At 33.2% G+C, this 21,996-nt stretch carries 27 protein-coding genes; 25 read left to right on the top strand and 2 right to left on the bottom strand.

Annotation, left to right across the window (positions count from 1 at the left end):
• The first annotated feature begins 10 nt into the window (after positions 1-10).
• The 5 genes from ffh (at position 11) to rplS (ending at position 3,582) form a co-directional block, all read left to right on the top strand.
• The gene (gene ffh, locus RD055328_RS02730; protein ID WP_244087279.1) at positions 11-1,447 is read left to right on the top strand and encodes a signal recognition particle protein; all 1,437 of its coding nucleotides are present in this window, start codon (positions 11-13) and stop codon (positions 1,445-1,447) included.
• Positions 1,448-1,528: 81 nt separating this feature from the next.
• On the top strand, positions 1,529-1,801 hold the full coding sequence (rpsP, locus tag RD055328_RS02735; RefSeq protein WP_244087280.1) for a 30S ribosomal protein S16: 273 nt from the start codon (positions 1,529-1,531) through the stop codon (positions 1,799-1,801).
• Between the two features lie 78 nt (positions 1,802-1,879).
• On the top strand, positions 1,880-2,383 hold the full coding sequence (gene rimM / locus RD055328_RS02740; RefSeq protein ID WP_244087281.1) for a ribosome maturation factor RimM: 504 nt from the start codon (positions 1,880-1,882) through the stop codon (positions 2,381-2,383).
• Complete coding sequence (gene trmD / locus RD055328_RS02745) at positions 2,383-3,114, top strand: tRNA (guanosine(37)-N1)-methyltransferase TrmD (protein ID WP_244087282.1); 732 nt, start codon at positions 2,383-2,385, stop codon at positions 3,112-3,114. Before rimM ends, trmD begins: the two co-directional genes overlap by 1 nt.
• 117 nt (positions 3,115-3,231) lie before the next feature.
• Positions 3,232-3,582 carry a 50S ribosomal protein L19 gene (gene rplS / locus RD055328_RS02750; RefSeq protein ID WP_244087283.1) on the top strand — a complete coding sequence of 117 codons (351 nt, stop codon included), beginning with the start codon at positions 3,232-3,234 and terminating at the stop codon, positions 3,580-3,582.
• A gap of 69 nt (positions 3,583-3,651) precedes the next feature.
• On the opposite strand, the gene lexA is transcribed toward rplS, so the two are convergent.
• A complete protein-coding gene (lexA, locus tag RD055328_RS02755) occupies positions 3,652-4,275 on the bottom strand; it encodes a transcriptional repressor LexA (protein WP_244087284.1) in 624 nt (207 codons plus the stop codon).
• A 92-nt stretch (positions 4,276-4,367) separates the two neighbouring features.
• Here lexA and RD055328_RS02760 point away from each other — a divergent pair, with 92 nt between their 5' ends.
• The 13 genes from RD055328_RS02760 to purD all read left to right on the top strand — a co-directional run bounded on the left by RD055328_RS02760 (position 4,368) and on the right by purD (position 16,241).
• Positions 4,368-4,610, top strand: a complete 243-nt coding sequence (locus RD055328_RS02760) for a DUF896 domain-containing protein (protein ID WP_244087285.1) — start codon at positions 4,368-4,370, stop codon at positions 4,608-4,610.
• Positions 4,611-4,673: 63 nt separating this feature from the next.
• Entirely contained in the window at positions 4,674-4,892 is a 219-nt protein-coding gene (locus RD055328_RS02765; RefSeq protein WP_244087286.1) for a YneF family protein, read from the top strand.
• A 170-nt stretch (positions 4,893-5,062) separates the two neighbouring features.
• Positions 5,063-5,545: an AIR carboxylase family protein gene (purE, locus tag RD055328_RS02770; protein ID WP_375708061.1), complete on the top strand. Its 483-nt coding sequence runs from the start codon at positions 5,063-5,065 to the stop codon at positions 5,543-5,545.
• Complete coding sequence (purK, locus tag RD055328_RS02775) at positions 5,529-6,665, top strand: 5-(carboxyamino)imidazole ribonucleotide synthase (RefSeq protein ID WP_244087287.1); 1,137 nt, start codon at positions 5,529-5,531, stop codon at positions 6,663-6,665. Before purE ends, purK begins: the two co-directional genes overlap by 17 nt.
• A 10-nt stretch (positions 6,666-6,675) precedes the next feature.
• On the top strand, positions 6,676-7,386 hold the full coding sequence (gene purC / locus RD055328_RS02780; protein WP_244087288.1) for a phosphoribosylaminoimidazolesuccinocarboxamide synthase: 711 nt from the start codon (positions 6,676-6,678) through the stop codon (positions 7,384-7,386).
• A 2-nt stretch (positions 7,387-7,388) separates the two neighbouring features.
• Positions 7,389-7,646, top strand: a complete 258-nt coding sequence (gene purS / locus RD055328_RS02785; RefSeq protein ID WP_244087289.1) for a phosphoribosylformylglycinamidine synthase subunit PurS — start codon at positions 7,389-7,391, stop codon at positions 7,644-7,646.
• On the top strand, positions 7,643-8,302 hold the full coding sequence (purQ, locus tag RD055328_RS02790) for a phosphoribosylformylglycinamidine synthase subunit PurQ (protein ID WP_244087290.1): 660 nt from the start codon (positions 7,643-7,645) through the stop codon (positions 8,300-8,302). The genes purS and purQ overlap by 4 nt, the downstream gene beginning before the upstream one ends.
• Positions 8,303-8,311: 9 nt before the next feature.
• Entirely contained in the window at positions 8,312-10,519 is a 2,208-nt protein-coding gene (gene purL, locus RD055328_RS02795; protein WP_244087291.1) for a phosphoribosylformylglycinamidine synthase subunit PurL, read from the top strand.
• A complete protein-coding gene (purF, locus tag RD055328_RS02800; protein ID WP_244087292.1) occupies positions 10,504-11,919 on the top strand; it encodes an amidophosphoribosyltransferase in 1,416 nt (471 codons plus the stop codon). Before purL ends, purF begins: the two co-directional genes overlap by 16 nt.
• Positions 11,909-12,913: a phosphoribosylformylglycinamidine cyclo-ligase gene (gene purM / locus RD055328_RS02805; protein ID WP_244087293.1), complete on the top strand. Its 1,005-nt coding sequence runs from the start codon at positions 11,909-11,911 to the stop codon at positions 12,911-12,913. Before purF ends, purM begins: the two co-directional genes overlap by 11 nt.
• Positions 12,914-13,495 (top strand): phosphoribosylglycinamide formyltransferase, encoded by a 582-nt coding sequence (gene purN, locus RD055328_RS02810; protein ID WP_244087294.1) that lies wholly within the window; start codon positions 12,914-12,916, stop codon positions 13,493-13,495.
• Positions 13,492-15,021, top strand: coding sequence for a bifunctional phosphoribosylaminoimidazolecarboxamide formyltransferase/IMP cyclohydrolase (gene purH, locus RD055328_RS02815; protein ID WP_244087295.1), 1,530 nt, complete (start codon positions 13,492-13,494; stop codon positions 15,019-15,021). Before purN ends, purH begins: the two co-directional genes overlap by 4 nt.
• Positions 15,022-15,032: 11 nt before the next feature.
• Entirely contained in the window at positions 15,033-16,241 is a 1,209-nt protein-coding gene (purD, locus tag RD055328_RS02820) for a phosphoribosylamine--glycine ligase (protein ID WP_244087296.1), read from the top strand.
• Between the two features lie 23 nt (positions 16,242-16,264).
• On the opposite strand, the gene RD055328_RS02825 is transcribed toward purD, so the two are convergent.
• Positions 16,265-16,879 carry a 1-acyl-sn-glycerol-3-phosphate acyltransferase gene (locus tag RD055328_RS02825; protein ID WP_244087297.1) on the bottom strand — a complete coding sequence of 205 codons (615 nt, stop codon included), beginning with the start codon at positions 16,877-16,879 and terminating at the stop codon, positions 16,265-16,267.
• Positions 16,880-16,947: 68 nt separating this feature from the next.
• Here RD055328_RS02825 and RD055328_RS02830 point away from each other — a divergent pair, with 68 nt between their 5' ends.
• The 7 genes from RD055328_RS02830 to RD055328_RS02860 all read left to right on the top strand — a co-directional run bounded on the left by RD055328_RS02830 (position 16,948) and on the right by RD055328_RS02860 (position 21,986).
• Positions 16,948-17,682, top strand: coding sequence for a tRNA1(Val) (adenine(37)-N6)-methyltransferase (locus RD055328_RS02830; RefSeq protein WP_244087298.1), 735 nt, complete (start codon positions 16,948-16,950; stop codon positions 17,680-17,682).
• The gene (locus RD055328_RS02835; RefSeq protein WP_244087299.1) at positions 17,669-17,941 is read left to right on the top strand and encodes a GIY-YIG nuclease family protein; all 273 of its coding nucleotides are present in this window, start codon (positions 17,669-17,671) and stop codon (positions 17,939-17,941) included. Before RD055328_RS02830 ends, RD055328_RS02835 begins: the two co-directional genes overlap by 14 nt.
• Before the next feature lie 138 nt (positions 17,942-18,079).
• A complete protein-coding gene (rpsB, locus tag RD055328_RS02840) occupies positions 18,080-18,835 on the top strand; it encodes a 30S ribosomal protein S2 (RefSeq protein WP_244087300.1) in 756 nt (251 codons plus the stop codon).
• A gap of 103 nt (positions 18,836-18,938) precedes the next feature.
• Positions 18,939-19,814, top strand: a complete 876-nt coding sequence (gene tsf / locus RD055328_RS02845; protein WP_244087301.1) for a translation elongation factor Ts — start codon at positions 18,939-18,941, stop codon at positions 19,812-19,814.
• A 110-nt stretch (positions 19,815-19,924) separates the two neighbouring features.
• Positions 19,925-20,653, top strand: a complete 729-nt coding sequence (gene pyrH, locus RD055328_RS02850; protein ID WP_244087302.1) for a UMP kinase — start codon at positions 19,925-19,927, stop codon at positions 20,651-20,653.
• The gene (gene frr / locus RD055328_RS02855; RefSeq protein WP_244087303.1) at positions 20,653-21,210 is read left to right on the top strand and encodes a ribosome recycling factor; all 558 of its coding nucleotides are present in this window, start codon (positions 20,653-20,655) and stop codon (positions 21,208-21,210) included. Before pyrH ends, frr begins: the two co-directional genes overlap by 1 nt.
• 29 nt (positions 21,211-21,239) lie before the next feature.
• Complete coding sequence (locus RD055328_RS02860; protein WP_244087304.1) at positions 21,240-21,986, top strand: isoprenyl transferase; 747 nt, start codon at positions 21,240-21,242, stop codon at positions 21,984-21,986.
• Positions 21,987-21,996 lie beyond the last annotated feature (10 nt).

The raw sequence follows: 21,996 nt of genomic DNA on the forward strand, positions 1-21,996 counted from the left end.
GAGGAACAATATGGCTTTTGAAGGATTAAGTGATAGATTACAAAAAACTTTTAAGCGACTAAGTGGTAAAGGTAAAATAAGTGAAACTGACGTCAAAGAAATGATGCGAGAAGTTCGTCTAGCATTATTAGAAGCTGACGTTAATTTTGATGTTGTTAAAAAGTTTGTAAAAACAGTAAGTGATCGTGCTGTTGGTAGTGAAGTTTTAGATAGCTTAACACCATCGCAACAAGTGATTAAGATTGTTAATGAAGAATTGACTGCCGTGATGGGACAAGAAGCTGTTCCGCTAAATAAATCAGAACATATACCAACAATTATTATGATGGTTGGACTTCAAGGTGCAGGTAAAACTACTACAGCTGGTAAATTGGCTAAATACCTAAAAACTAATGAAAAAGCTCGTCCATTATTTATTGCCGCCGATGTTTATCGTCCAGCTGCTGTTGACCAGTTAAAAACAGTTGGTCAACAAGTTGAAGTACCTGTTTTTGAAGAAGGAACTGATAAAAACCCGGTTGATATTGTTCGAGATGGACTTAAAGTAGCTGATGAAAATAAGAATGATTATATAATCATCGATACCGCTGGTCGTTTAGAAATTGATCAAACATTGATGGATGAATTACATAACATTAAAGAATTAGCAAACCCAGATGAAATCTTATTTGTTGCTGATTCAATGACTGGTCAAGTTGCGGCTAAAGTTGCTGATGGGTTTAATACTCAACTTGGTATTACTGGTGTTGTACTTACTAAGCTTGATGGTGATACTCGTGGTGGTGCTGCGCTATCTATTAGACAAGTTACAGGGCAACCAATTAAGTTTATTGGACAAGGTGAAAAACTTGATCAATTAGAAGTTTTTCATCCTGATCGTATGGCTAGTCGTATCTTGGGTATGGGTGACATGATGAGCTTGATTGAAAAAGCTCAGACTGACTATGACCAAGAACAAGCTGAAAAAATGGCCAGAAAAATCAAAGAGAATTCTTTTGATTTTAACGACTTCATTGATCAAATGGACCAAGTTTCAAAAATGGGACCTCTGGATGAAATTATGAAGATGATTCCAGGTATGGCCAACAATCCGGCTATGGCTAATGTTAATTTCGGTGAGAAAGATATGGCACATTTAAAAGCTATAGTTTACTCAATGACACCACAAGAACGTGAAGATCCTAAATTATTGAATCCTTCACGTCGTCGCAGAATTGCTGCTGGTTCAGGACGCAGTATTCAAGAAGTTAACCGCATGATTAAACAATTTAAACAAGCTAGCGATATGATGCAGAAGATGAACAAAGGTAATATGGCTGGTATGGATCAAATGTTTGGAAATGGAATTCAAGGTCGCATGGGTAAGATGGCTATGAATTCAATGGTTAAACGTAATAAGAAGAACAAGAAGAAGCGTCTTAAGAACGTAAAACGATTTAAATCATAAGTGTAAAGAAAAAACACTTTACAGGTTTAAAGTTTTCGTATATACTATTTTTTGTTAAGAAACATACAGGAGGACATATACATGTCAGTTAAGATTAGAATGAAACGTATGGGTAGTAAATTAAAACCATTTTATCGTGTAGTTGTTGCTGATTCACGTGCACCACGTGACGGTCGCTTTATTGAAGAAGTTGGTTACTACAACCCAATCAAAGAAGATGAACTAAAACTTGATGAAGAAGTTATCATGGATTGGTTGAAAAAAGGTGCTCAACCTTCAGATACTGTTCGTAACTTACTTCAAAAACAAGGTGTTATGAAGAAGTTCCACGAATACAAAATGGCAAAAAAATAGTCAATTTTTTAAAAGGATCTGATAAAACAATAGTTTTATTTTGGTCCTTTTTATTTATCTAAAAAGAAGTAGGTCATAATGGAAAAACTATATAATGTTGGAAAAATAGTGGGAACTCATGGTATCAAAGGTGAAGTGAAAATCATGTCAATTACTGATTTCCCAGAACAACGATACCAAAAAGGAAACACTTTATTTCTTGAAGATGAAACTCAACCAATGGAGATACAATCTGTTCGTGTTCATAAAGGGATGTATTTAATTAAGTTTGCCGAAGTCAAAGATTTAACAGAGGCTGAAAAATATCGTAATAAAATTTTGAAAGCTACACGTCAAGCTGACGATTTAGGTGAACGTGAATTTTATTATAGCGATATTATCGGATTAACAGTTGTTGATAATAATCTTGGAGAACTTGGCAAAGTATCAGAAATTATGTCACCAGGTGCCAATGATGTCTGGGTAGTTAAGTCAAAAAAATATAAGGAAGTTTTGATTCCATATATTCCATCAGTTGTACTAAATGTTGACCTTGAAGATGGAAAGGTTATTGTTGAACTTCCAGAAGGGTTAATTAACTAATGAAAATTGATATTCTAACAATTTTTCCGCGCATGTTTGATGCGCTAAATGAATCTCTAATTGGTAAAGCACAAACAAGAGAATTAGTAGATATTCAAACTGTAGATTTTCGTGATTATGCAGATAATAAGCATAATACCGTTGACGATGCACCTTATGGTGGTGGTGCTGGTATGTTATTACAAGCTCAGCCAATACTCGATGCGTATGAAGATATTGAAAGTAAATCAAATACAAAAAAAAGAGTAATCTTATTAGATCCTGCTGGGAAGAAATTCGATCAAGCAATGGCAAAAGACTTTGCTACTGCTGAAGAATTAGTTTTTATTTGTGGTCATTATGAAGGCTATGATGAAAGAGTAAAAACAATTGTTACTGATGAAGTATCCATTGGGGATTACGTGGTAACAGGAGGCGAGTTGGCAGCAATGATTATGATTGATGCCACAATGCGCTTTGTTCCAGGTGTATTGGGCAATGATATTTCAGCGTATGATGATTCATTTAGTAATGATTTGTTGGAATTCCCTCAATATACAAGACCAGCTGATTATAAAGGGATGAAGGTTCCGGAAGTATTAACTAGTGGAAATCATGAGTTAATTCGCCAGTGGCGTTTGCGCGAATCTTTGAAGAAGACATATCTTAAACGACCTGATTTATTAGAGAATCGTGAATTTACCAATGAAGAAGAAAAAATGTTACGTGAAATAAAGGCTGATTTATTATAAAGAGGCTTTACTTTTATAATGTTCTAAGGTATTATTTTATAGTGTTTGAAACACAGATTAACGATATTCCGCTGGGATCTTAGTGGTTTTACGAGTGTCGATTTAGGAGAAACATTTATGAACAAATTAATTCAAGATTTAACTAAGAGCCAATTGCGTTCAGATATTCCTGATTTCAGAGCTGGTGATACTGTTAGAGTACATGCCAAAGTTGTTGAAGGAACTCGCGAACGTATTCAATTATTCGAAGGTGTCGTACTTAAAAGACGTGGTTCTGGTGTAAGTGCAACTTATACTGTACGTAAAATGAGTAGTGGTGTTGGTGTTGAAAGAACATTCCCATTACACACACCTCGTGTTGAAAAGATTGAAGTTATCAGACAAGGTGGCGTACGTCGTGCTAAATTGTTCTACTTACGTGATCGTCATGGTAAAGCAGCTAGAATTGCAGAAAAAACTAGAAAATAATAAAAAAGCAACCGTATGGTTGCTTTTTTATTTTAAGATAAAACAAAAAGCCCTCAATGAGGACTTTTATTAATATATATCTGATCGGTATAATCCAACAACTTTACCTAAAATATGTACATTATCAAAGATAAGTGGGTCGAGTTCATCGTTTTCAGGTTGAAGTCTAATGTAACCATCTTCTTTATAGAATCTCTTACATGTAGCTTCGTTCTCGTCTGTCATAGCAATAACAATTTCGCCATTAGCAGCTGTTTCTTGTTTACGAACAATTACTTGATCGCCGTCAAGAATTCCAGCATTTATCATACTTGTTCCACTAATTGTTAACATGAATAAGGGACGTCCATCATTTGTAATGTTAGGTGGGATAGGGAAATAATCAGTCGCTTCTTCAACAGCAAGAATAGGTTCACCAGCAGTGACTATTCCTAGTAAAGGAATTTCATTAGATGTTTCGCCGATTGCTTCAAGACCACTGCTAGTAACTTCTATAGCACGAGGTTTAGCAGGATCTCTGAAGATATAACCTTTCTTCTCAAGTCTTGAAAGGTGACCATGGACTGTTGAAGTTGAGGATAAGCGAACACTATCACAAATTTCACGAACAGTTGGTGGATAGCCACGTCTACCGACGTAATCATTGATGCATTGTAAAATTTCTAGTTGTTTTGAACCAGACGGAGTCGTCATAGCTATACCTCTTCTTTAATTTATACTATAATAATATCAGAACATTAGTTCTTAATCAAACTCATGTTCGTATTTTTGAAAGGAATTAATAAATGTCAAATAATCAAGAACTTACAGCACGAATAAATGAACTAGCCAAAAAAGCAAAAGAAGGAGAACTTACTGAAGCTGAAACAGAAGAACGAGCAAAGCTTCGAAAAGAATTCTTGAAGAATTTCCGTGAAAGTTTTAAATCACAAGTAGAAATGATGCAAGTGTTTGATGATGAAGGTAATGAAGTAACTCCTGAAAAAGTTAAAGATATTCAACGTGAAAAAGGCTTAAGAGACAATTAATAGCTTTATTTTTACAATAATATTGTGTACAATTTAAATATTGAAAAGAAGGAGTTCTAGTAAATGAATATAATTACAATTATCGTTGGACTTGTAGCATTACTAATTGGACTTGCTGGGGGATTTTTTATCGCTCGCTGGTACATGAAGAGATATTTTGAAGACAATCCACCTATCAATGCTGATATGATGAGACAGATGATGGCTCAAATGGGTCAAAAACCTTCTCAAAAGAAATTAAATCAAATGATGACTGCAATGAAACAACAAAACAAAAAATAGTTTTTAGTTAAAACCAAGAAATTCCTATATGGAAAATCTTGGTTTTTTTATTTTTCTCGTTTTAAACACGAACATTAGTATATATTTAATAATAAATATACGTCAATTGTGTTGAAAAATAATAATTTTAAGATTATGATGTAATTAAAATTAGTAGGAGGCGAATTATAATGGATGTTGCAATCGTTATGGGTTCAATTTCAGATTTGGATGTTATGAAACATGCAAAAGAAACGCTAGAAAAACTAGGTGTTGCTTATGAGACTCGTATTATCTCAGCACATAGAATGCCGAATGAATTATCAAATTTTTCTAAAAAAGCCGAAGAAAACGGAATAAAGGTCATAATTGCTGGAGCTGGAGGTGCAGCGCATTTGCCAGGTATGCTTGCAGCGAATACAAACTTACCAGTAATCGGTGTACCTATGATGACTAAAACTTTGAATGGAATTGATTCTCTATTGTCAATTGTACAAATGCCAGCTGGAGTGCCAGTGGGAACTGTAGCCATTGGAAAACCTGGTGCAATAAATGCAGCAATTTATGCGACGCAAATCTGTGCCCTTAATAATAACGAGTACAAAAATAGATTATCCGAATTCAAAAAAGAGATGCATGACATGGCGGTGAACAGTAATGACGAACTTTCTTAAATCAATAAAACCGGGTCAGACGATTGGAATTATTGGTGGTGGTCAACTTGGACAAATGATGACTTTATCAGCTAAAGAAATGAATTTTAAAGTCATTGTTTTAGATCCAAGTCATAATTGTCCAGCATCTACTGTTGCTGATGAAGTAATTGAGGCTGAGTATGATGACATCGAAGAAATAATTAAATTATCTAAGAGATGCGATGTTTTAACTTATGAGTTTGAAAATGTTGATGTTAAAACGATAAATAAAGTCAAAGAAAATACATATGTACCCCAAGGAACTAAGGCATTAGAAATTTCACAAAATAGGGTGATGGAAAAAGAGTTTTTAAAAAGGCACAATCATCCAATTGCTGATTTCGTAGAAATAAAAGATAAAACTAACTTAAAAAAATACATAGATGAAGTTGGCATTCCATGTATCTTAAAAACAGCAACAGGTGGCTATGATGGACATGGGCAAGTAGTTATTAATAGTGAAAAAGATATTGAAAAGGCTAGTTCGTTATTAGCAAGTAAAGCACGTTTGATTCTAGAAAAAGTGGTTGATTTCAAGATGGAAGTATCAGTGATCATTTCACGTAATGAATCTGGAGATACAGCAATTTTTCCAATAATAGAGAATCAACATCGTGAAAATATTTTGCATATAAGCATTACTCCTGCACGTATTACAAAAGAAATGGAACAATTAATTAATAAAAATGCCGAAGAAATTGCGACTAATTTAGAACTCGTGGGAACAATGGGAATTGAGTTTTTTATAGATAAAAACAACAAATTATATGTTAACGAAATTGCACCTAGACCTCATAATTCAGGGCATTTAACCATCGAAGCATGTGACTTTTCACAATTCGATTTACACATTAAAGGAATTTGTAATATGGCGTTACAAAGACCTCAGTTGTTGAAATCGGCAGTGATGATAAACGTCTTAGGACAACACATTGATCAGGTTAAAGACTTATTGATACAAGAAAATGCATGGCACTATCACGATTATGGGAAACAAGAAAGTCGACATAATAGAAAGATGGGCCATGTCACTTTGTTAACTGATGACGTAGAAAAAACCATTAAAGAATTAAAAGAAACAAAAATATGGAATAAGTAGAGAGGCTATTATGAATGAACTTTTATATTCAGGAAAAGCAAAAGATGTTTTTCAAACAGATGAAGAAGATGTACTAGAAATTGTTTATAAAGATCAAGCAACAGCTCTCAATGGTAAACGTAAAGAAATTATCAAAGGTAAGGCCAAACTTAATTTAGAAATATCTACATTGATTTTTCAATATCTTGAAAAAGAAGGTATTAAGACGCACTACATAAAAAATAAAAATGAGACTACTCAAATAGTAAAGAAATCAAAAATTTTTCCATTAGAAGTAGTTATTAGAAATTACATAGCTGGTAGCTTCTCTAAAAAATTCGATCTTACATATGGAGAAAAATTAAAGAATCCTATTTATGAGTTTTATTACAAATCTGATGAATTAGACGACCCTTTTATCAATGATTCGCAAATAGTTGGGTTAAACATTGCTACCCAAGAAGAAATATCTGAAATTAAAGGTATGACCAATACCATTAATAATTTACTAATTAAGATATTTAATGAGTCAGGATTTGATTTAGTGGATTTTAAACTGGAATTTGGTGTATTTCATAACGAAATTATTCTTGTTGATGAGTTTTCTCCTGATAATTGTCGGTTATGGTCTAAAGGAACAACACAATCGTTTGATAAAGACGTTTTTCGTCAGAAAAAAGGCGATTTAACTGATGTATATAAAACAGTTTTAATAAATCTAAGAAAAACTTTGGAGGAATAAAAATGTATTCTGTTGAGGTATTTGTAACCTATAAGAAGTCGATTCTAGATCCACAAGGAACTGCAGTTCAAAAAATTATAGATCAAGTGATTGATGCTGATATTAATGATGTGCGAATTGATAAATTTATTACTTTTACGATAAAGGCAAATGAAGATGATGTTAATGAAATAGTGGATTCAATTTGTGATCAAGTGTTAATTAATCCGAATATGGAAGAATATCGTTATGAATTAAAGAAAGTTGAGAATAATTCATGAAATTTGCGGTGATTGTTTTTCCAGGATCTAACTGTGATGAAGATCTATATAAGGCTATTAACTTATATACAGATGAAGATGTTGAATATGTTAACTACAAAGAAACTAGTTTAGAAAAATTTGATGCCGTTCTTATACCTGGTGGTTTTTCTTATGGCGATTATTTAAGAAGTGGTGCACTCGCTAAATTTGCTCCTATTATGAAAGCAATAAAAGAATTTGCAAAAGAAAAAAAACCAATAGTCGGGATATGTAATGGATTTCAAATATTAACTGAGGCTGGGTTATTACCAGGAAGTCTAATAAGAAATGAAAAAATGCAATTTGTCTGCGACACAGTAGATTTAAATGTTGTAAACAAAGACACAAAATTCACTTCCAAGTATGCTGGCAAAGAAACAATTCAATTACCTGTAGCTCATGGTGAGGGTAATTATTATTGTGACGAAGAAACATTAAACAAACTCAAAAAAAATAAACAGATAGTTTTTACATATAAAGAAAATGTTAATGGCAGCGTTGATAATATAGCTGGAATTACAAATGAAGACGGGAATATATTAGGAATGATGCCTCACCCAGAAAGAGCTATGGATGCGTTGTTTGGTGGAGTTGATGGAATTCATTTATTTAAATCATTAATCAATAACCGATAGGAGAAGATAATGAGTGAAGCTACCGCAATTGAAATTTATGATCAAAAGATTTATCGACAATGGGGACTATTAGACGAAGAATACAATTTGATTTTGAAACTGATTGGTAGAAAACCTAATTACACTGAAACCGGTTTGTTCTCTGTTATGTGGAGTGAACACTGTTCATATAAAAATTCTAAGTCACTTCTAAAGAAGTTTCCAAATTCTGGTGAGAACATATTACAAGGACCAGGAGAAGGTGCCGGAATTATTGATATCGGTGATGATAAGGCGGTCGTTTTTAAAGCAGAAAGCCATAATCATCCTTCAGCCGTAGAACCGTATGAAGGAGCTGCAACTGGTGTTGGTGGAATTATTAGAGATATTTTTTCAATGGGAGCAACACCTATTGCTAATCTAAATAGTTTAAGATTCGGTGAAATTAAGGATAGTAAAACGCAATATTTAATAAGTGAGGTTGTTTCTGGAATTGGTGGATATGGTAATTGTATTGGAATTCCAACCGTTGGTGGAGATATTAATTTTGATAAGACATACCAAAGTAATCCACTAGTAAATGCCATGTGTGTTGGAGTTATGGATATTTCAAAGATTCAACAAGGTAGAGCTACTGGAGTAAGTAATGAAATAGTCTATGTTGGAGCAAAAACTGGACGTGATGGAATTCATGGGGCTACTTTTGCTTCAGATGAATTTGCTGACGACAAAGAAACACAAAGATCAGCTGTTCAAGTTGGTGATCCATTTATGGAAAAACTATTAATGGATGCTTGTATTGAATTGATTAATGAACACAGTGATTGGATAGTTGGAATTCAGGATATGGGTGCGGCTGGATTAGTATCTTCAACGGCTGAAATGGCTGCTAAATCAAACACCGGCTTAATACTTGATCTAAGTAAGGTTCCACAAAGTGAATTAGCTATGACACCTTATGAAATAATGCTATCTGAATCACAAGAGCGAATGGCAATTTGTGTGAAAAAAGACAATGTTAAAGAAGTAATTGAGTTATTTAAGAAATATGATTTAGATGCCGTAAGTATCGGTGAAGTAACAGAGAATAGAGATTATGTATTAATACATAATGATAAAAAAGTCGCAGATATCCCTGTTAAAGCATTAATCGATGATGTTCCTACAGTTACTAGAGAACAAAAAATGCCTAAGAGAATTGAAGAATTCAAAAATCAATCACAATATATTCCTGAAGTTAAGGATTTGAAAACAACAATAAAAGAAGTTCTTAAACAGCCAACTATTGCTTCCAAACAGTCGCTTTATAAAACTTACGATTCTCAAGTTAAGACTAATACAATTGTTAAACCTGGTAGTGATGCAGCAGTCGTTCATGTACCAAATACAAATAAAGCTTTATCTATGACTACGGATTGTAACAGTAGATACATATATTTAGATCCTAAAATTGGTGGAGAAATTGCTGTAGCTGAGGCAGCTAGAAATATTGTTGCTTCAGGAGCTAAGCCTTTAGGAATTACTGATTGTTTAAATTATGGGAATCCTGAAAAACCTGAAATATATTGGGAATTTGCACAAAGTGTTGAAGGAATTGCTCAAGCTTGTAGAGAATTCAATACTCCCGTTATTTCCGGAAATGTTTCTTTATACAATGAGTCAAACGATCAAGCCATATATCCTAGTCCAATGATTGGGATGGTTGGACTAATTGATGATTTGAAAAAAGTGACTACACAGAGCTTTAAAAAAGATTGTGATTTGATTTATTTAATTGGTGAGACTAAAGATGACTATTCGGGATCAGAAATACAAAAGCTACTAACTGGCGATATAAGTGGAGCTCTAAATTTTGATATGCAGAGTGAAATAAATAATCAAAACTTAGTAAGTAAGCTTATCGATAACAATTTAATCGCAAGTGCGCATGATTTATCTGAGGGTGGTTTAATAACAGGACTGTTAGAAGCAGCATTCGATAATAATTTAGGATTTAATGTTGAATTAGATATGACAGATGCACAGTTATTTTCTGAAAGCCAATCAAGATTTATTGTGACTGTAAGTTCAGATAATAAAGAAGAATTTGAAAAAATGGCTAATGATAAAACATATTTAATAGGAAAAGTCATTGATAACAAGAAAGTAAATATAAAAACTAAAGATAGCGAAGTTCAATTTTCAATTGATGAAGTCAAAGATGATTGGGTAGGTGCAATACCATGTCTAATGAAATGAGCTCCTTAAACGAAGAATGCGGAATTTTTGGTATCTGGAATAGTGAAAAAGCTAACCAATTAACGTATTTCGGATTGCATAATCTTCAGCACCGAGGTCAAGAAGGTGCTGGAATTGTAACTGGTGATGGAAAGAATATGTATGCTCATCATGGTCTAGGATTATTAATTGATGTTTTTAAGAATAGTCAGATATTAGAAGGGTTATCAGGTAGTAACGGAATCGGTCATGTAAGATACGCTACTAGTGGTAATGGAGATATTGCTAACATTCAACCATTTTTATTTAGCTTTGGTGATGGTAATTACGCCTTAGCTCATAATGGTAACTTAACAAATGCTTTGACACTTAGAAGTCAGATGGAAGATGAAGGAACTGTATTTAAATCTAATTCGGATTCTGAAATATTAATGCATTTAATTAGAAAATCTAAGAAGAATAGTTTGTTAGAAAAAATTAAGGAGTCCGCTAACGTAATTAAAGGTGGATTTGCATATATATTATTAACAGATAATTCAATGATTGCTCTTCGTGATGCTAATGGTTTTAGACCATTGTCTATTGGACAAAGAGAAGATGGATCATATGTAGTAGCAAGTGAAACTTGTGCTTTAGATTCAGTTAAAGCGGAATTTATTAGGGATGTCAAACCAGGTGAAGTCGTAACAATTGATGACAACGGAATGAAATCAGATTTCTTCACAGATAAAACATCTTTAGAACCAGCTGCAATGGAATTCATTTATTTTGCAAGACCTGATTCTAATATTGAAAATATTAATATTCATTCAGCAAGAAAAAGAACTGGTAAACGTTTGGCAAAAGAATCTCCAGTTAAGGCAGATATTGTCATCGGAATTCCTAATTCATCATTGTCAGCAGCTAGTGGTTTTGCCGAACAAAGCAAACTTCCTTATGAAATGGGATTAGTTAAGAATCAATATGTTGGACGAACATTCATTCAGCCAACTCAGAAGTTACGTGAAGAAGGCGTTTATCAGAAATTATCAGTTGTGAAAAGCGTTGTAGAGAATAAACGTGTAGTTTTGGTTGATGATTCAATTGTTAGAGGAACTACTAGTAGACAAATAGTTAAAAAACTAAAAGAAAATGGAGCTACTGAAGTTCATTTAAGAATAGCTTCACCGCCTCTTAAATATCCGGATTTTTATGGAATTGATATTAAGAGTCAAGATGAGTTGATTGCAGCTAATCTCTCGATGTCTGAAATGCGAGAAGAATTAGGTTGTGATTCTTTAGAGTTTTTAAGTATTGAAGGTTTAAAAGAATCTATTGGAATCAATTTATGTACATCAAATTTTGATGGGAAATATCCTGCACCAATTTGTGATTACAAAGAAGAATATTTAAAAGGATTGAGGACAAGAGATGGCAAATGAATATGAAAAATCTGGTGTAAATATTCAAGCCGGTTATCAAGTAAGAGATGAAATAAAAGAACAATTACAAGAACAATTACAAGAACAACAAGGAAGTAACATTGGTAATTTCGGTGGGGTATTTGATTTAAATACTGAACAGCTCAAAGAGCCAACTTTAGTCTCAGGAACTGATGGAGTTGGGACTAAGTTATTAGTTGCTGAAATGGCAGATAAGTATGACACCATAGGAATAGATTGTGTGGCCATGTGTGTAAATGACATTATTGCTCAAGGTGCAAAACCTTTATATTTCATGGACTATATTGCTTCAGGAGTAACGAACCCAGCAAGAATCAAAGATATAATTCAAGGAATAATAAAAGGCTGTCAACAAGCTAATATTAAACTGATTGGTGGAGAAACCGCTGAAATGCCCGGGACATATGAAAATGGGCATTTTGATATTGCAGGATTTTCTGTTGGTATTGCTGAGAAAAGTAATTTATTCAATCATCAAAATGTTGAAGCTGGGGATGTTGTAATAGGGATTAAATCCAGTGGTGTGCATTCTAATGGTTTTTCATTAATCAGAAAAATATTCTTTGAAGATAATGATTTTCAAAATGATAATGAGTTATTACAAGAATTATTAGAACCTACAAGAATATATGTAGATGATTTATTGCCAATACTGAATAGAAAAGAATTAAAAGCAATAGCACATATCACTGGAGGAGGATTTTATGAAAATATTCCTCGTGTTCTACCTGATAGCTTAGCTGTAAAAATAAACATAAATAGTTGGGATAGACCTGAGATTTTTGGAAAAATCAGCCAATTAGGAAATATTGAAGAATCAGAAATGTTCAACGTTTTTAATATGGGTATTGGCATGGTCTTGATTGTTTCAAATGATAATAGTCTAGAAATACTTAATGAGATTCCTGATTCTTATATTATCGGTGAGGTTACTAGTAAAAATAATGAGTCAGTAGAATTGGTGGAAGAATAGATGAGAGTTGCAATTTTTTCATCAGGCACAGGAACGAATTTTGAAGCTATTGCTGATAATAAAGATTTAAAAAAAGCTGGTTTAGTAATCAGCTGTGTTATTACTGATAATCCGTTAGCTAAAGTTATTGAGAAGTCTAAAGCAAGAGGAATCGAAACGATAGTAATAGATAAATCGGAATATAAGACCAAAAAAGAATATGAAGAAACTATTTATGAGTATCTAAAACAATTAAATGTTGAATATATAATTCTAGCTGGCTATATGAGAATAGTTGGAGATACCTTGCTTAATAAATATCCTCAAAGAATAATTAATATTCATCCTGCCATGTTACCAAGTTTCCCTGGAGCCCACGGAATAAGAGATGCTTTTGATGCAAAAGTTAAACAAACCGGCGTAACGGTGCATTTTATTGATAGCGGAATAGATACTGGTCCCATTATCGATCAAGTAGCAGTGCCCATTCTTCCAACGGACACCATAGAAGATTTAGAAGAACGTATACATATTCAAGAACATTTGTTATATCCACATGTACTTAATCAACTAATAAATAAAATGAGGAGCAATAACTTATGAAAAAAAAGGCGCTATTGAGTGTATCTGATAAAACTAATTTGGTAGATTTCGCTAAGCAATTATTGGAATTAGATTTTGAAATAATCTCTACAGGAGGCACATATAAAAAGTTAAAAGATAACAATATTGATGTCACTCAAGTATCAGAAATAACTAATTTTCCAGAAATGTTAGATGGAAGAGTAAAAACGTTACATCCTAATATTCATGGTGGAATTCTAGCGCGACTTGACTTGAAGAATCATCTTGAGGATTTAGAAGCTAATGATATAAGTCCAATTTCACTAGTTTGTGTCAATCTTTATCCCTTTAAAGAAACAATACAAAAAGAAAATATTAAACTAGAGGATGCAATTGAACAGATTGATATTGGTGGACCTTCAATGTTACGTTCAGCTGCCAAGAATAATAAATTTGTATATTCAATTGTAGATTACAAAGATTATGATCGTGTTATTGAAGATATTAAAAATGGTGAAGAATCAAATCTGAAACAAGAATTAGCCGCAAAAGTATTTAGACATACAGCTCAATATGATTCGTTAATTGCTCAATATCTAACTAAAGAAGATTTCCCGGATAAATTAACTCAAAGCTTTGATTTCAAAGAAGAACTTCGATACGGAGAAAATTCTCAACAAAAAGCCGCCTTTTATCAAAATGCATTACCAACTGAATTTTCAATTTCTAACGCTAATCAATTACATGGTAAAGAATTGTCTTATAACAATATTAAAGACATTAATGCTGCTATTAGTATTGCCAAAGAATTTGAAGAACCATGTGTAGTAGCGATGAAACATATGAATCCATGTGGTGTAGGAATTGGAAAGAGTATTTATGAAGCATGGAATAAGGCCTATGAGTCAGATAGTATTTCAATCTTTGGTGGAGTTATTGCATCTAATAAAGAAATTGATGAAAAAACTGCCGAAAAGATGCATGAGATATTCTTAGAAATTGTAATTGCTCCAAGTTTTTCAAAAAAAGCGTTTGAAATATTAAGTGCTAAAAAGAATATTCGTTTAATCACTTTAGATTTTGAGAAAGCTAATAAATCTGATAGATTCGAATTCACTTCAGTGCTTGGTGGAATGCTAGTTCAAGAAATAGATAAGAGCGTGGATACGGCAAATGATATTGAAGTAGTAACTGATACTAAACCAACAGACGATGAAATAAAAGCAATGATATTTGCTCAACATGTAGTTAAACATGTGAAGAGTAATGCAATTGTTGTAGCAACTAAAGATAAAACTTTAGGAGTTGGTGCCGGTCAAATGAATAGAATTGGTTCAGCAAAAATTGCAATTGAACAAGCTTTACAAAATGGAAAAGAAGCACCATTTGTAATGGCTTCAGATGCATTCTTCCCAATGGATGATTGTGTTGAATTAGCTGCTAAGAATGGAATTACAGCAATTATTCAACCCGGTGGCTCAATAAAAGACAAAGATTCAATTGAAATGGCTAATAAATATGGAATTGCCATGGTGTTTACAAATAAAAGACATTTTAAACATTAGGAGATTTGTAGATGAATATTTTAGTTATCGGATCAGGCGCTAGAGAACATACTATTTGTCGCAAGCTATTAGAAAGTCCAGAAGTTGGGGATGTCTATTGTCTTCCCGGAAACTTTGGAATGAAAAATAACGGTATAAAATTAGTTCATATCAATCCGTTTGAATTCGAAGAAGTTATTGATTTTACTAAAAATAATTCTATTACTTATACAGTAGTTGGGCCCGAAGATGTTCTGGTTGCAGGTATTGTTGATGAATTCAAAAAAAATAATTTATTGATTTTTGGACCATCTAAAGAGGCAGCACAACTAGAAGGATCGAAAGATTTCGCTAAACAAATTATGAATAGTTCAAATGTTGCTACTGCAAGTTCTCAAACCTTTGGTGATATTAATGAAGCTTTGAGTTATTTAAGCGAGGTTGAATATCCGATTGTTATCAAAAAAGACGGATTAGCCTCTGGTAAAGGTGTTGTAATAGCGGATAATCTTGAGATTGCTAATGAAGTCTGTTCTAAATTCCTTAACGAAACTGGTTCAACAATAATCATTGAAGAGTACTTAGACGGCGAAGAAATCTCAGCTATGTATTTCGTTCAAGGGTTGAATTCATATCCTATGCCATTCTCTCAAGACTATAAGCGAGCTTTTGACAATGGAGAAGGCCCAAATACTGGTGGTATGGGTGCTTATGCCCCATTGAAACAAATGGGCGTTGAAGAGCGAAAAGCTGCAGATAAGATAATCGAAGCTGTATTGGTCGAATTAAATCGACGTAGAATAGAATTTACTGGAATCATTTATGCCGGATTAATTAAGACTAATAATGGTATTAAAGTAATTGAATTCAATGTTCGTTTTGGTGACCCCGAAACAGAAGTGGTCTTGCCACTGCTGGAATCTGACTTGGCAGTTAACATCTTAGAAATACTTCAGGAAAAGAAAACTAAATTCATTTGGAATGATAGACTTTCTTATGTTTGTGTTGTAAATGCAACGAAAGGGTATCCTAGCAATCCATCAAAAGTTAAAATAAACGCATTTCCAAAATTAGAAAAAACTAAAATATTCTATTCAAATCTAGACAGTGAAGAGAGATCTTCAGGAAGATCATTTGTCATTGTTGGATCTGGAACAAATATCAAAGAAGCACAAGAAGAAGTGTACAAAGAAGTTCCTGAAATACCTGGATTCTTCTATAGAAAAGATATTGGTAAATAAAAAACAGCCATCTGGCTGTTTTTTTATTTAGGTATATATTTATATTCAGGATTAATTGATTGGTCAATATCATGCCAACTAGCTTTCATTTGAGTATCAACTCTATCAGTTAATTCGTCGGTAATTTTTTCTTTTTTGTCCACCATGAATGGTTTTCCAATTCCAATAGTAATTTTTTGACGTTTTAATAGACCTTTGAAGCTTGATGGTCCTTGGTATACAACTGGAACAAGAGGTTTTTGTGATAATTTTGCAATTAAAACTGAACCACCTTTTAGGTCTTCAGAGTGACGTGTACCTGAAGGGAACATTATTAATGATAAATTTTGTTTCTTCAAAAAATTAACAGGAGTTTTGACAACAGAAGGTCCTGGATTATCACGATCAACTGGGAAAGCGTGAGCGTGTACTAGAATGTATCTTAATATTGGATTTTTGAAGAGTTCTTTTTTTGCCATGAAAGAAGTTTCTTTTGGACTAATCGCTAGTGCAAAGAAAATGGGTTCCCACCAATTACGATGTGGGGCAACGATAATATAAGTGCCCTCAGGTAGATTTTCTTTACCAGTGACATGCCAATTACCATTAAGAATAAAAACTATAACTCTAGCTACTGCTCGAATAAATTTATAAAACATATTACTCACCTTACTTATTAATGTATATTATATTATAAAGCACAAATCATTTAATAGGAGTATTAATAGTGGATAAAGAAATTACCTACGATATGATTTCAAATAGTGGTATTACCATTATACAAGATAAAGCATTATATTCATTCAATTTAGATACGATTTTATTAACAAATTTTGCTGAGTACGAAAAAAGTAATGAAATTGTTGATTTATGTTCCGGTGATGGTGCAATAGGTTTAACTGTCAGTTCTAATACCAATGCCAATATTTATTTAGTAGAAATTCAGTCGGAATTATCAAACTTAGCTAAACAATCAATTGCTTACAATCACAAAGAAGATCAAATTACTTGTGTTGATGACGATTTGAAAAATGTTTTAAAACATATTGAACACGATACAATTGATACAATTATTTGTAATCCGCCTTACTTCAAAATTGAAGAGATGACAAAAATTAAAAAGAACGAAGTTTTAGCAAAAGCTCGTCATGAGTTTAATGCCAATTTGAACGATATATTTAAAGCTTGTCGAGGATTATTAAAACAAAATTCTAAACTTTATATGGTATATCGTCCTAATAGACTAGCGGAATTTATCAAAACAGCTGATGAGAATAATTTTAAATTAAATAAACTGCGGTTTGTACATTCACATAAAGATGATGATGCTAATCTATTTTTAGCAGAATTAATCAAAACACCTAAAAAAGGTGGGTTAACAGTATTACCTGATTTAATCATTTATGATGATGCTAATAAATATACTAAAGAAGCTGAAGAAATAATTTATGGAAGAAAATAATTATTACGTATACTTACTGCAATGTAGCGATAATACTTTTTATATTGGAACTACTAATGATGTTGAGAAGCGTGTAGCCACACATAACGCTGGTAAAGGTGCTAAATATACCAAAATTCGTCGTCCAGTGAAGTTATTATATTTTGAAGATTTACATACAAAATCTCAAGCTTTAAAACGTGAACATGAACTTAAAAAACTTAGTCGTATAAAAAAAGAAGAATTATTAATCAAAAACCATATAAAATGGCATAAATAATGCTTGATTATCATGGATTTATTGCATATAATTAAACACTGTATTACAAATACACACACTGCGTACTTTCATTCATGGTGCATGAAAATGTTTGAATGAAAATTAAGCGTAAGTGGAGGATAAAACCGGAGGAAAATTATGACAGTTATTTCAATGAAACAACTTCTTGAAGCTGGTGTACATTTTGGTCACCAAACAAGAAGATGGAACCCTAAGATGGCACCATTTATCTTTACTGAAAGAAATGGTATTTACATCATCGATTTACAAAAGACCGTACACATGGTCGACGATGCTTACAACTACGTAAAAGCAGTTGCTAGCGACAACGGAGTATTCTTATTCGTTGGTACAAAGAAACAAGCTCAAGACGCTGTTGCTGAAGAAGCAACACGTGCTGGACAATTCTTCATCAACCACCGTTGGTTGGGTGGAACTCTTACAAACTGGAACACAATCCAAAGCCGTATCAAACGTCTTAAACAAATCAAAGCAATGGGTGAAGATGGAACTTTCGAACGTCTTCCTAAAAAAGAAGTTGCTTTGTTAACAAAACAACGTGAAAAACTTGAAAAATTCTTGGGTGGTATCGAAGATATGCCAAGAATTCCTGATGTATTGTTTGTTGTTGATCCACACAAAGAAAACATTGCAGTTCAAGAAGCTAAGAAATTAAATATTCCAATCGTTGCTATGGTTGATACTAACTCGGATCCTGATGATATTGATGTTATTATTCCATCAAATGATGACGCTATTCGTGCAGTTAAGTTAATTACTGCTAAGATGGCTGACGCTATTATCGAAGGTCGTCAAGGTGAAGACCAAGTTACTGCTGAATTAGAAGAAGCTGCAGTAGAAGAATCAAAAGAAGAAGCATCAGAAGAGAAATAATAATTTAAATACCGTCTTTGAAATTATTTGAAGATGGTTTTTCTGTAAAAAAGAGCAATGAAATTGTGAGATTTTAATGCATTTATAAACGGAGGAAATACTTATGGCTACAATTACAGCTGCACAAGTTAAAGAATTACGCGAAAAAACAGGTGTTGGAATGATGGATGCTAAAAAAGCTCTTGTTTCAACTGATGGTGACATGGAAAAAGCTGTCGACGAACTTCGTGAAAAAGGTATGGCTAAGGCTGCTAAGAAGAGTGGACGTATCGCTGCTGAAGGGCTAGCACACGTTGAACTTAGTGGAAACACTGCTGCTATTATCGAAGTTAACTCAGAAACAGACTTTGTTTCATCTAACGATAAATTCCAAGCACTAGTTAAAAATATTGCTGAAACAGTTGCTGCTAACAAACCGGCTGACATGGATGCTGCATTAGCACTTCCAATGGGCGAAAGCACAATTGATGATGCTGTTAAAAATTTAACTGCTGTTATTGGTGAAAAAATCAGTTTCAGAAGATTTGAATTAATTGAAAAAACTGATTCACAAAACTTTGGTTCATATTTACATAATGGTGGTGCTATTGCTGTTCTTGCAGTAATTGATGGCGCTGATGCAGAAACAGCAAAAGATGTTGCTATGCACGTTGCTGCTATTAACCCACAATATGTAACTAGAGAAGATGTACCAGCTGACGTATTAGAACGCGAACGTAAAGTTGTTACTGAAGAAACAAAGAACGAAGGTAAACCAGAAAACATCATTCCTAAGATTGTTGAAGGAAGAATTAACAAGTTCCTTTCAGAAATCAGTTTGGCTGATCAAGAATTCGTTAAGGATTCAGATAAGACTGTTGCTGAATTCGTTGAATCTAAAGGTGGAAAATTAGTTTCATTTGTACGTTTCGAAGTCGGTGAAGGTATTGAAAAGAAAGAAAATAACTTCGTTGATGAAGTAATGGGTCAAATTAAATAATAACCGTTTAAAAGAAAAGCGTTTTACGCTTTTTTTTTATGGCAAAATTTAAAATTTAGACCTTAAATTATGGTAAAATATTCAGTAATAAAACAATAGGAGTTAACTAAATGACAAATCTTAAATATAAAAGAATTATATTGAAAATTTCTGGTGAAGCATTGGCCGGTGATCAAGGATTCGGTATCTATCCTCCAGTAATTTCTTCTATTGCGAAGCAAATTAAAGATGCACATGATTTAGGTGTTGAGATTGCCATTGTTTGTGGTGGTGGAAATATCTGGCGTGGTAAAACGGGTGCAGAATTAGGTATGGAACGTGCTCAAGCTGATTACATGGGAATGATGGCAACAGTTATGAACGCTCTATCACTTCAAGATGCTTTGGAACAAATTGGTGTACCAACTCGTGTACAAACATCTGTTGAAATGAGACAAATAGCAGAACCTTATATCAGAAGAAAAGCAATTCGTCATCTTGAAAAAGGTCGCGTTGTTATTTTTGCCGGTGGTACGGGTAACCCTTATTTCTCAACTGACACAACTTCAGTACTACGTGCTGCTGAAATTGGAGCAGATGTTATTTTAATGGCTAAGAATGATGTTGATGGAGTTTACTCTGCAGATCCTAATAAAGATCAAACTGCGGTTAAGTATGAAGAATTAACTCATTTAGACGTAATTAATAAACAACTAGGAGTTATGGATACAACTGCTAGTTCACTTTCTATGGATAACAATATTACCTTGGTTGTCTTTAACATGAACCAAGAAGGTAATATCAAGAAAGTTATCGAAGGCGAAAATATTGGAACAACCATTAAAGGAGAAAATAAATAATGGCAAATTCTGCAATTGAAGATGCAAAAGTAAAAATGCAAAAATCCCAAGAATCATTACAAAGAGAATTAGGTAATATTCGTGCGGGGAAGGCAAATGCATCAATCTTAAATCAAATTAAAGTTAATTATTATGGAGCTGACGTTCCTGTTAACCAAGTTGCATCTGTATCAATTCCCGAACCACGAGTTTTGATGATAGCCCCATTTGATGAATCAGTATTGGAAGACATAGAACGTGCAATCAATATGTCTGACCTTGGATTGGCTCCATCTAATGATGGGTCTGTTATTCGATTAGTTATTCCACAACTCACAACTGAAACACGTCTTGAATTGGCTAAAAAAGTCGGTAAAGAAGCTGAAAATGCAAAAGTTGCTGTGAGAAATGTTCGTCGTGAAGCAATGGATAGCATTAAAAAACAAGAAAAAAACAGTGAAATATCAGATGATGAATTGCATACATTAGAAAAAGATATCCAAAAAATAACTGATGATGCTGTCAAAGGAATAGATGAAATCGCTGCTAAAAAAGAAAAAGAAATAACTGAAGGCTAGTTTAATTTCTTAATTATTGGAGAAAATTAATGTCTGACGAAATAGATAATTATGAAATTTCAACTGATAATATTCCTAAGCACATTGCTATGATTATGGATGGTAATGGTCGCTGGGCAAAAAAACGTGGATTTCCAAGAGTTTCTGGACACAAAGAAGGTATGAATAACGTCAAAACAATTGCAATTGAGGCAAGTAGTCTCGGTGTAAAAGTTTTGACGCTTTATGCTTTTTCAACAGAAAATTGGGGTCGTCCGAATACAGAAGTTAATTTTTTAATGAAACTACCAATCGATTTTTTTGGTGTTTTTGTTCCAGATTTGATGGCCAATAACATTAAAGTTTTAGCCACTGGAATTTTAGAGGATGTCCCACAAAAAACGAGAGATGTTATTCAAAAAGCCATAGATGAAACCAAGGATAATACTGGAATGGTATTAAACTTTGCTTTTAACTACGGTGGTCGTTCGGATATTTTACAAGCGACTAAAAAAATTGCGAATGATATAAAAAATGAGAAATTAAACGTTGAAGAAATTGATGATGATTTAATTTCTAATGCTTTATTAACAAGTAACTTGAATGAATTGGCTGATCCTGACTTGTTAATTAGAACAAGTGGAGAAACAAGAATCTCTAATTTCATGTTATGGCAGATGGCCTATACTGAAATGATTTTTGATGATATATTGTGGCCAGATTATTCGCCTGATAATCTGAGAGAAGATATATACAAATATCAAAATAGAGATCGTCGATTTGGAAAAATTAAGTAAGCTGGAGATT

This window comes from Companilactobacillus sp. RD055328 (assembly GCF_022835675.1).
Classification (GTDB): domain Bacteria; phylum Bacillota; class Bacilli; order Lactobacillales; family Lactobacillaceae; genus BQUT01.

What these genes read in the sequence shown, in the direction of transcription:
- ffh (WP_244087279.1), top strand. Translation starts at nt 11, where the DNA reads ATGGCTTTTGAAGGATTAAGTGATAGATTACAAAAAACTTTTAAGCGA.
- rpsP (WP_244087280.1), top strand. Translation starts at nt 1,529, where the DNA reads ATGTCAGTTAAGATTAGAATGAAACGTATGGGTAGTAAATTAAAACCA.
- rimM (WP_244087281.1), top strand. Translation starts at nt 1,880, where the DNA reads ATGGAAAAACTATATAATGTTGGAAAAATAGTGGGAACTCATGGTATC.
- trmD (WP_244087282.1), top strand. Translation starts at nt 2,383, where the DNA reads ATGAAAATTGATATTCTAACAATTTTTCCGCGCATGTTTGATGCGCTA.
- rplS (WP_244087283.1), top strand. Translation starts at nt 3,232, where the DNA reads ATGAACAAATTAATTCAAGATTTAACTAAGAGCCAATTGCGTTCAGAT.
- lexA (WP_244087284.1), bottom strand. Translation starts at nt 4,275, where the DNA reads ATGACGACTCCGTCTGGTTCAAAACAACTAGAAATTTTACAATGCATC.
- RD055328_RS02760 (WP_244087285.1), top strand. Translation starts at nt 4,368, where the DNA reads ATGTCAAATAATCAAGAACTTACAGCACGAATAAATGAACTAGCCAAA.
- RD055328_RS02765 (WP_244087286.1), top strand. Translation starts at nt 4,674, where the DNA reads ATGAATATAATTACAATTATCGTTGGACTTGTAGCATTACTAATTGGA.
- purE (WP_375708061.1), top strand. Translation starts at nt 5,063, where the DNA reads ATGGATGTTGCAATCGTTATGGGTTCAATTTCAGATTTGGATGTTATG.
- purK (WP_244087287.1), top strand. Translation starts at nt 5,529, where the DNA reads ATGACGAACTTTCTTAAATCAATAAAACCGGGTCAGACGATTGGAATT.
- purC (WP_244087288.1), top strand. Translation starts at nt 6,676, where the DNA reads ATGAATGAACTTTTATATTCAGGAAAAGCAAAAGATGTTTTTCAAACA.
- purS (WP_244087289.1), top strand. Translation starts at nt 7,389, where the DNA reads ATGTATTCTGTTGAGGTATTTGTAACCTATAAGAAGTCGATTCTAGAT.
- purQ (WP_244087290.1), top strand. Translation starts at nt 7,643, where the DNA reads ATGAAATTTGCGGTGATTGTTTTTCCAGGATCTAACTGTGATGAAGAT.
- purL (WP_244087291.1), top strand. Translation starts at nt 8,312, where the DNA reads ATGAGTGAAGCTACCGCAATTGAAATTTATGATCAAAAGATTTATCGA.
- purF (WP_244087292.1), top strand. Translation starts at nt 10,504, where the DNA reads ATGTCTAATGAAATGAGCTCCTTAAACGAAGAATGCGGAATTTTTGGT.
- purM (WP_244087293.1), top strand. Translation starts at nt 11,909, where the DNA reads ATGGCAAATGAATATGAAAAATCTGGTGTAAATATTCAAGCCGGTTAT.
- purN (WP_244087294.1), top strand. Translation starts at nt 12,914, where the DNA reads ATGAGAGTTGCAATTTTTTCATCAGGCACAGGAACGAATTTTGAAGCT.
- purH (WP_244087295.1), top strand. Translation starts at nt 13,492, where the DNA reads ATGAAAAAAAAGGCGCTATTGAGTGTATCTGATAAAACTAATTTGGTA.
- purD (WP_244087296.1), top strand. Translation starts at nt 15,033, where the DNA reads ATGAATATTTTAGTTATCGGATCAGGCGCTAGAGAACATACTATTTGT.
- RD055328_RS02825 (WP_244087297.1), bottom strand. Translation starts at nt 16,879, where the DNA reads ATGTTTTATAAATTTATTCGAGCAGTAGCTAGAGTTATAGTTTTTATT.
- RD055328_RS02835 (WP_244087299.1), top strand. Translation starts at nt 17,669, where the DNA reads ATGGAAGAAAATAATTATTACGTATACTTACTGCAATGTAGCGATAAT.
- rpsB (WP_244087300.1), top strand. Translation starts at nt 18,080, where the DNA reads ATGACAGTTATTTCAATGAAACAACTTCTTGAAGCTGGTGTACATTTT.
- tsf (WP_244087301.1), top strand. Translation starts at nt 18,939, where the DNA reads ATGGCTACAATTACAGCTGCACAAGTTAAAGAATTACGCGAAAAAACA.
- pyrH (WP_244087302.1), top strand. Translation starts at nt 19,925, where the DNA reads ATGACAAATCTTAAATATAAAAGAATTATATTGAAAATTTCTGGTGAA.
- frr (WP_244087303.1), top strand. Translation starts at nt 20,653, where the DNA reads ATGGCAAATTCTGCAATTGAAGATGCAAAAGTAAAAATGCAAAAATCC.
- RD055328_RS02860 (WP_244087304.1), top strand. Translation starts at nt 21,240, where the DNA reads ATGTCTGACGAAATAGATAATTATGAAATTTCAACTGATAATATTCCT.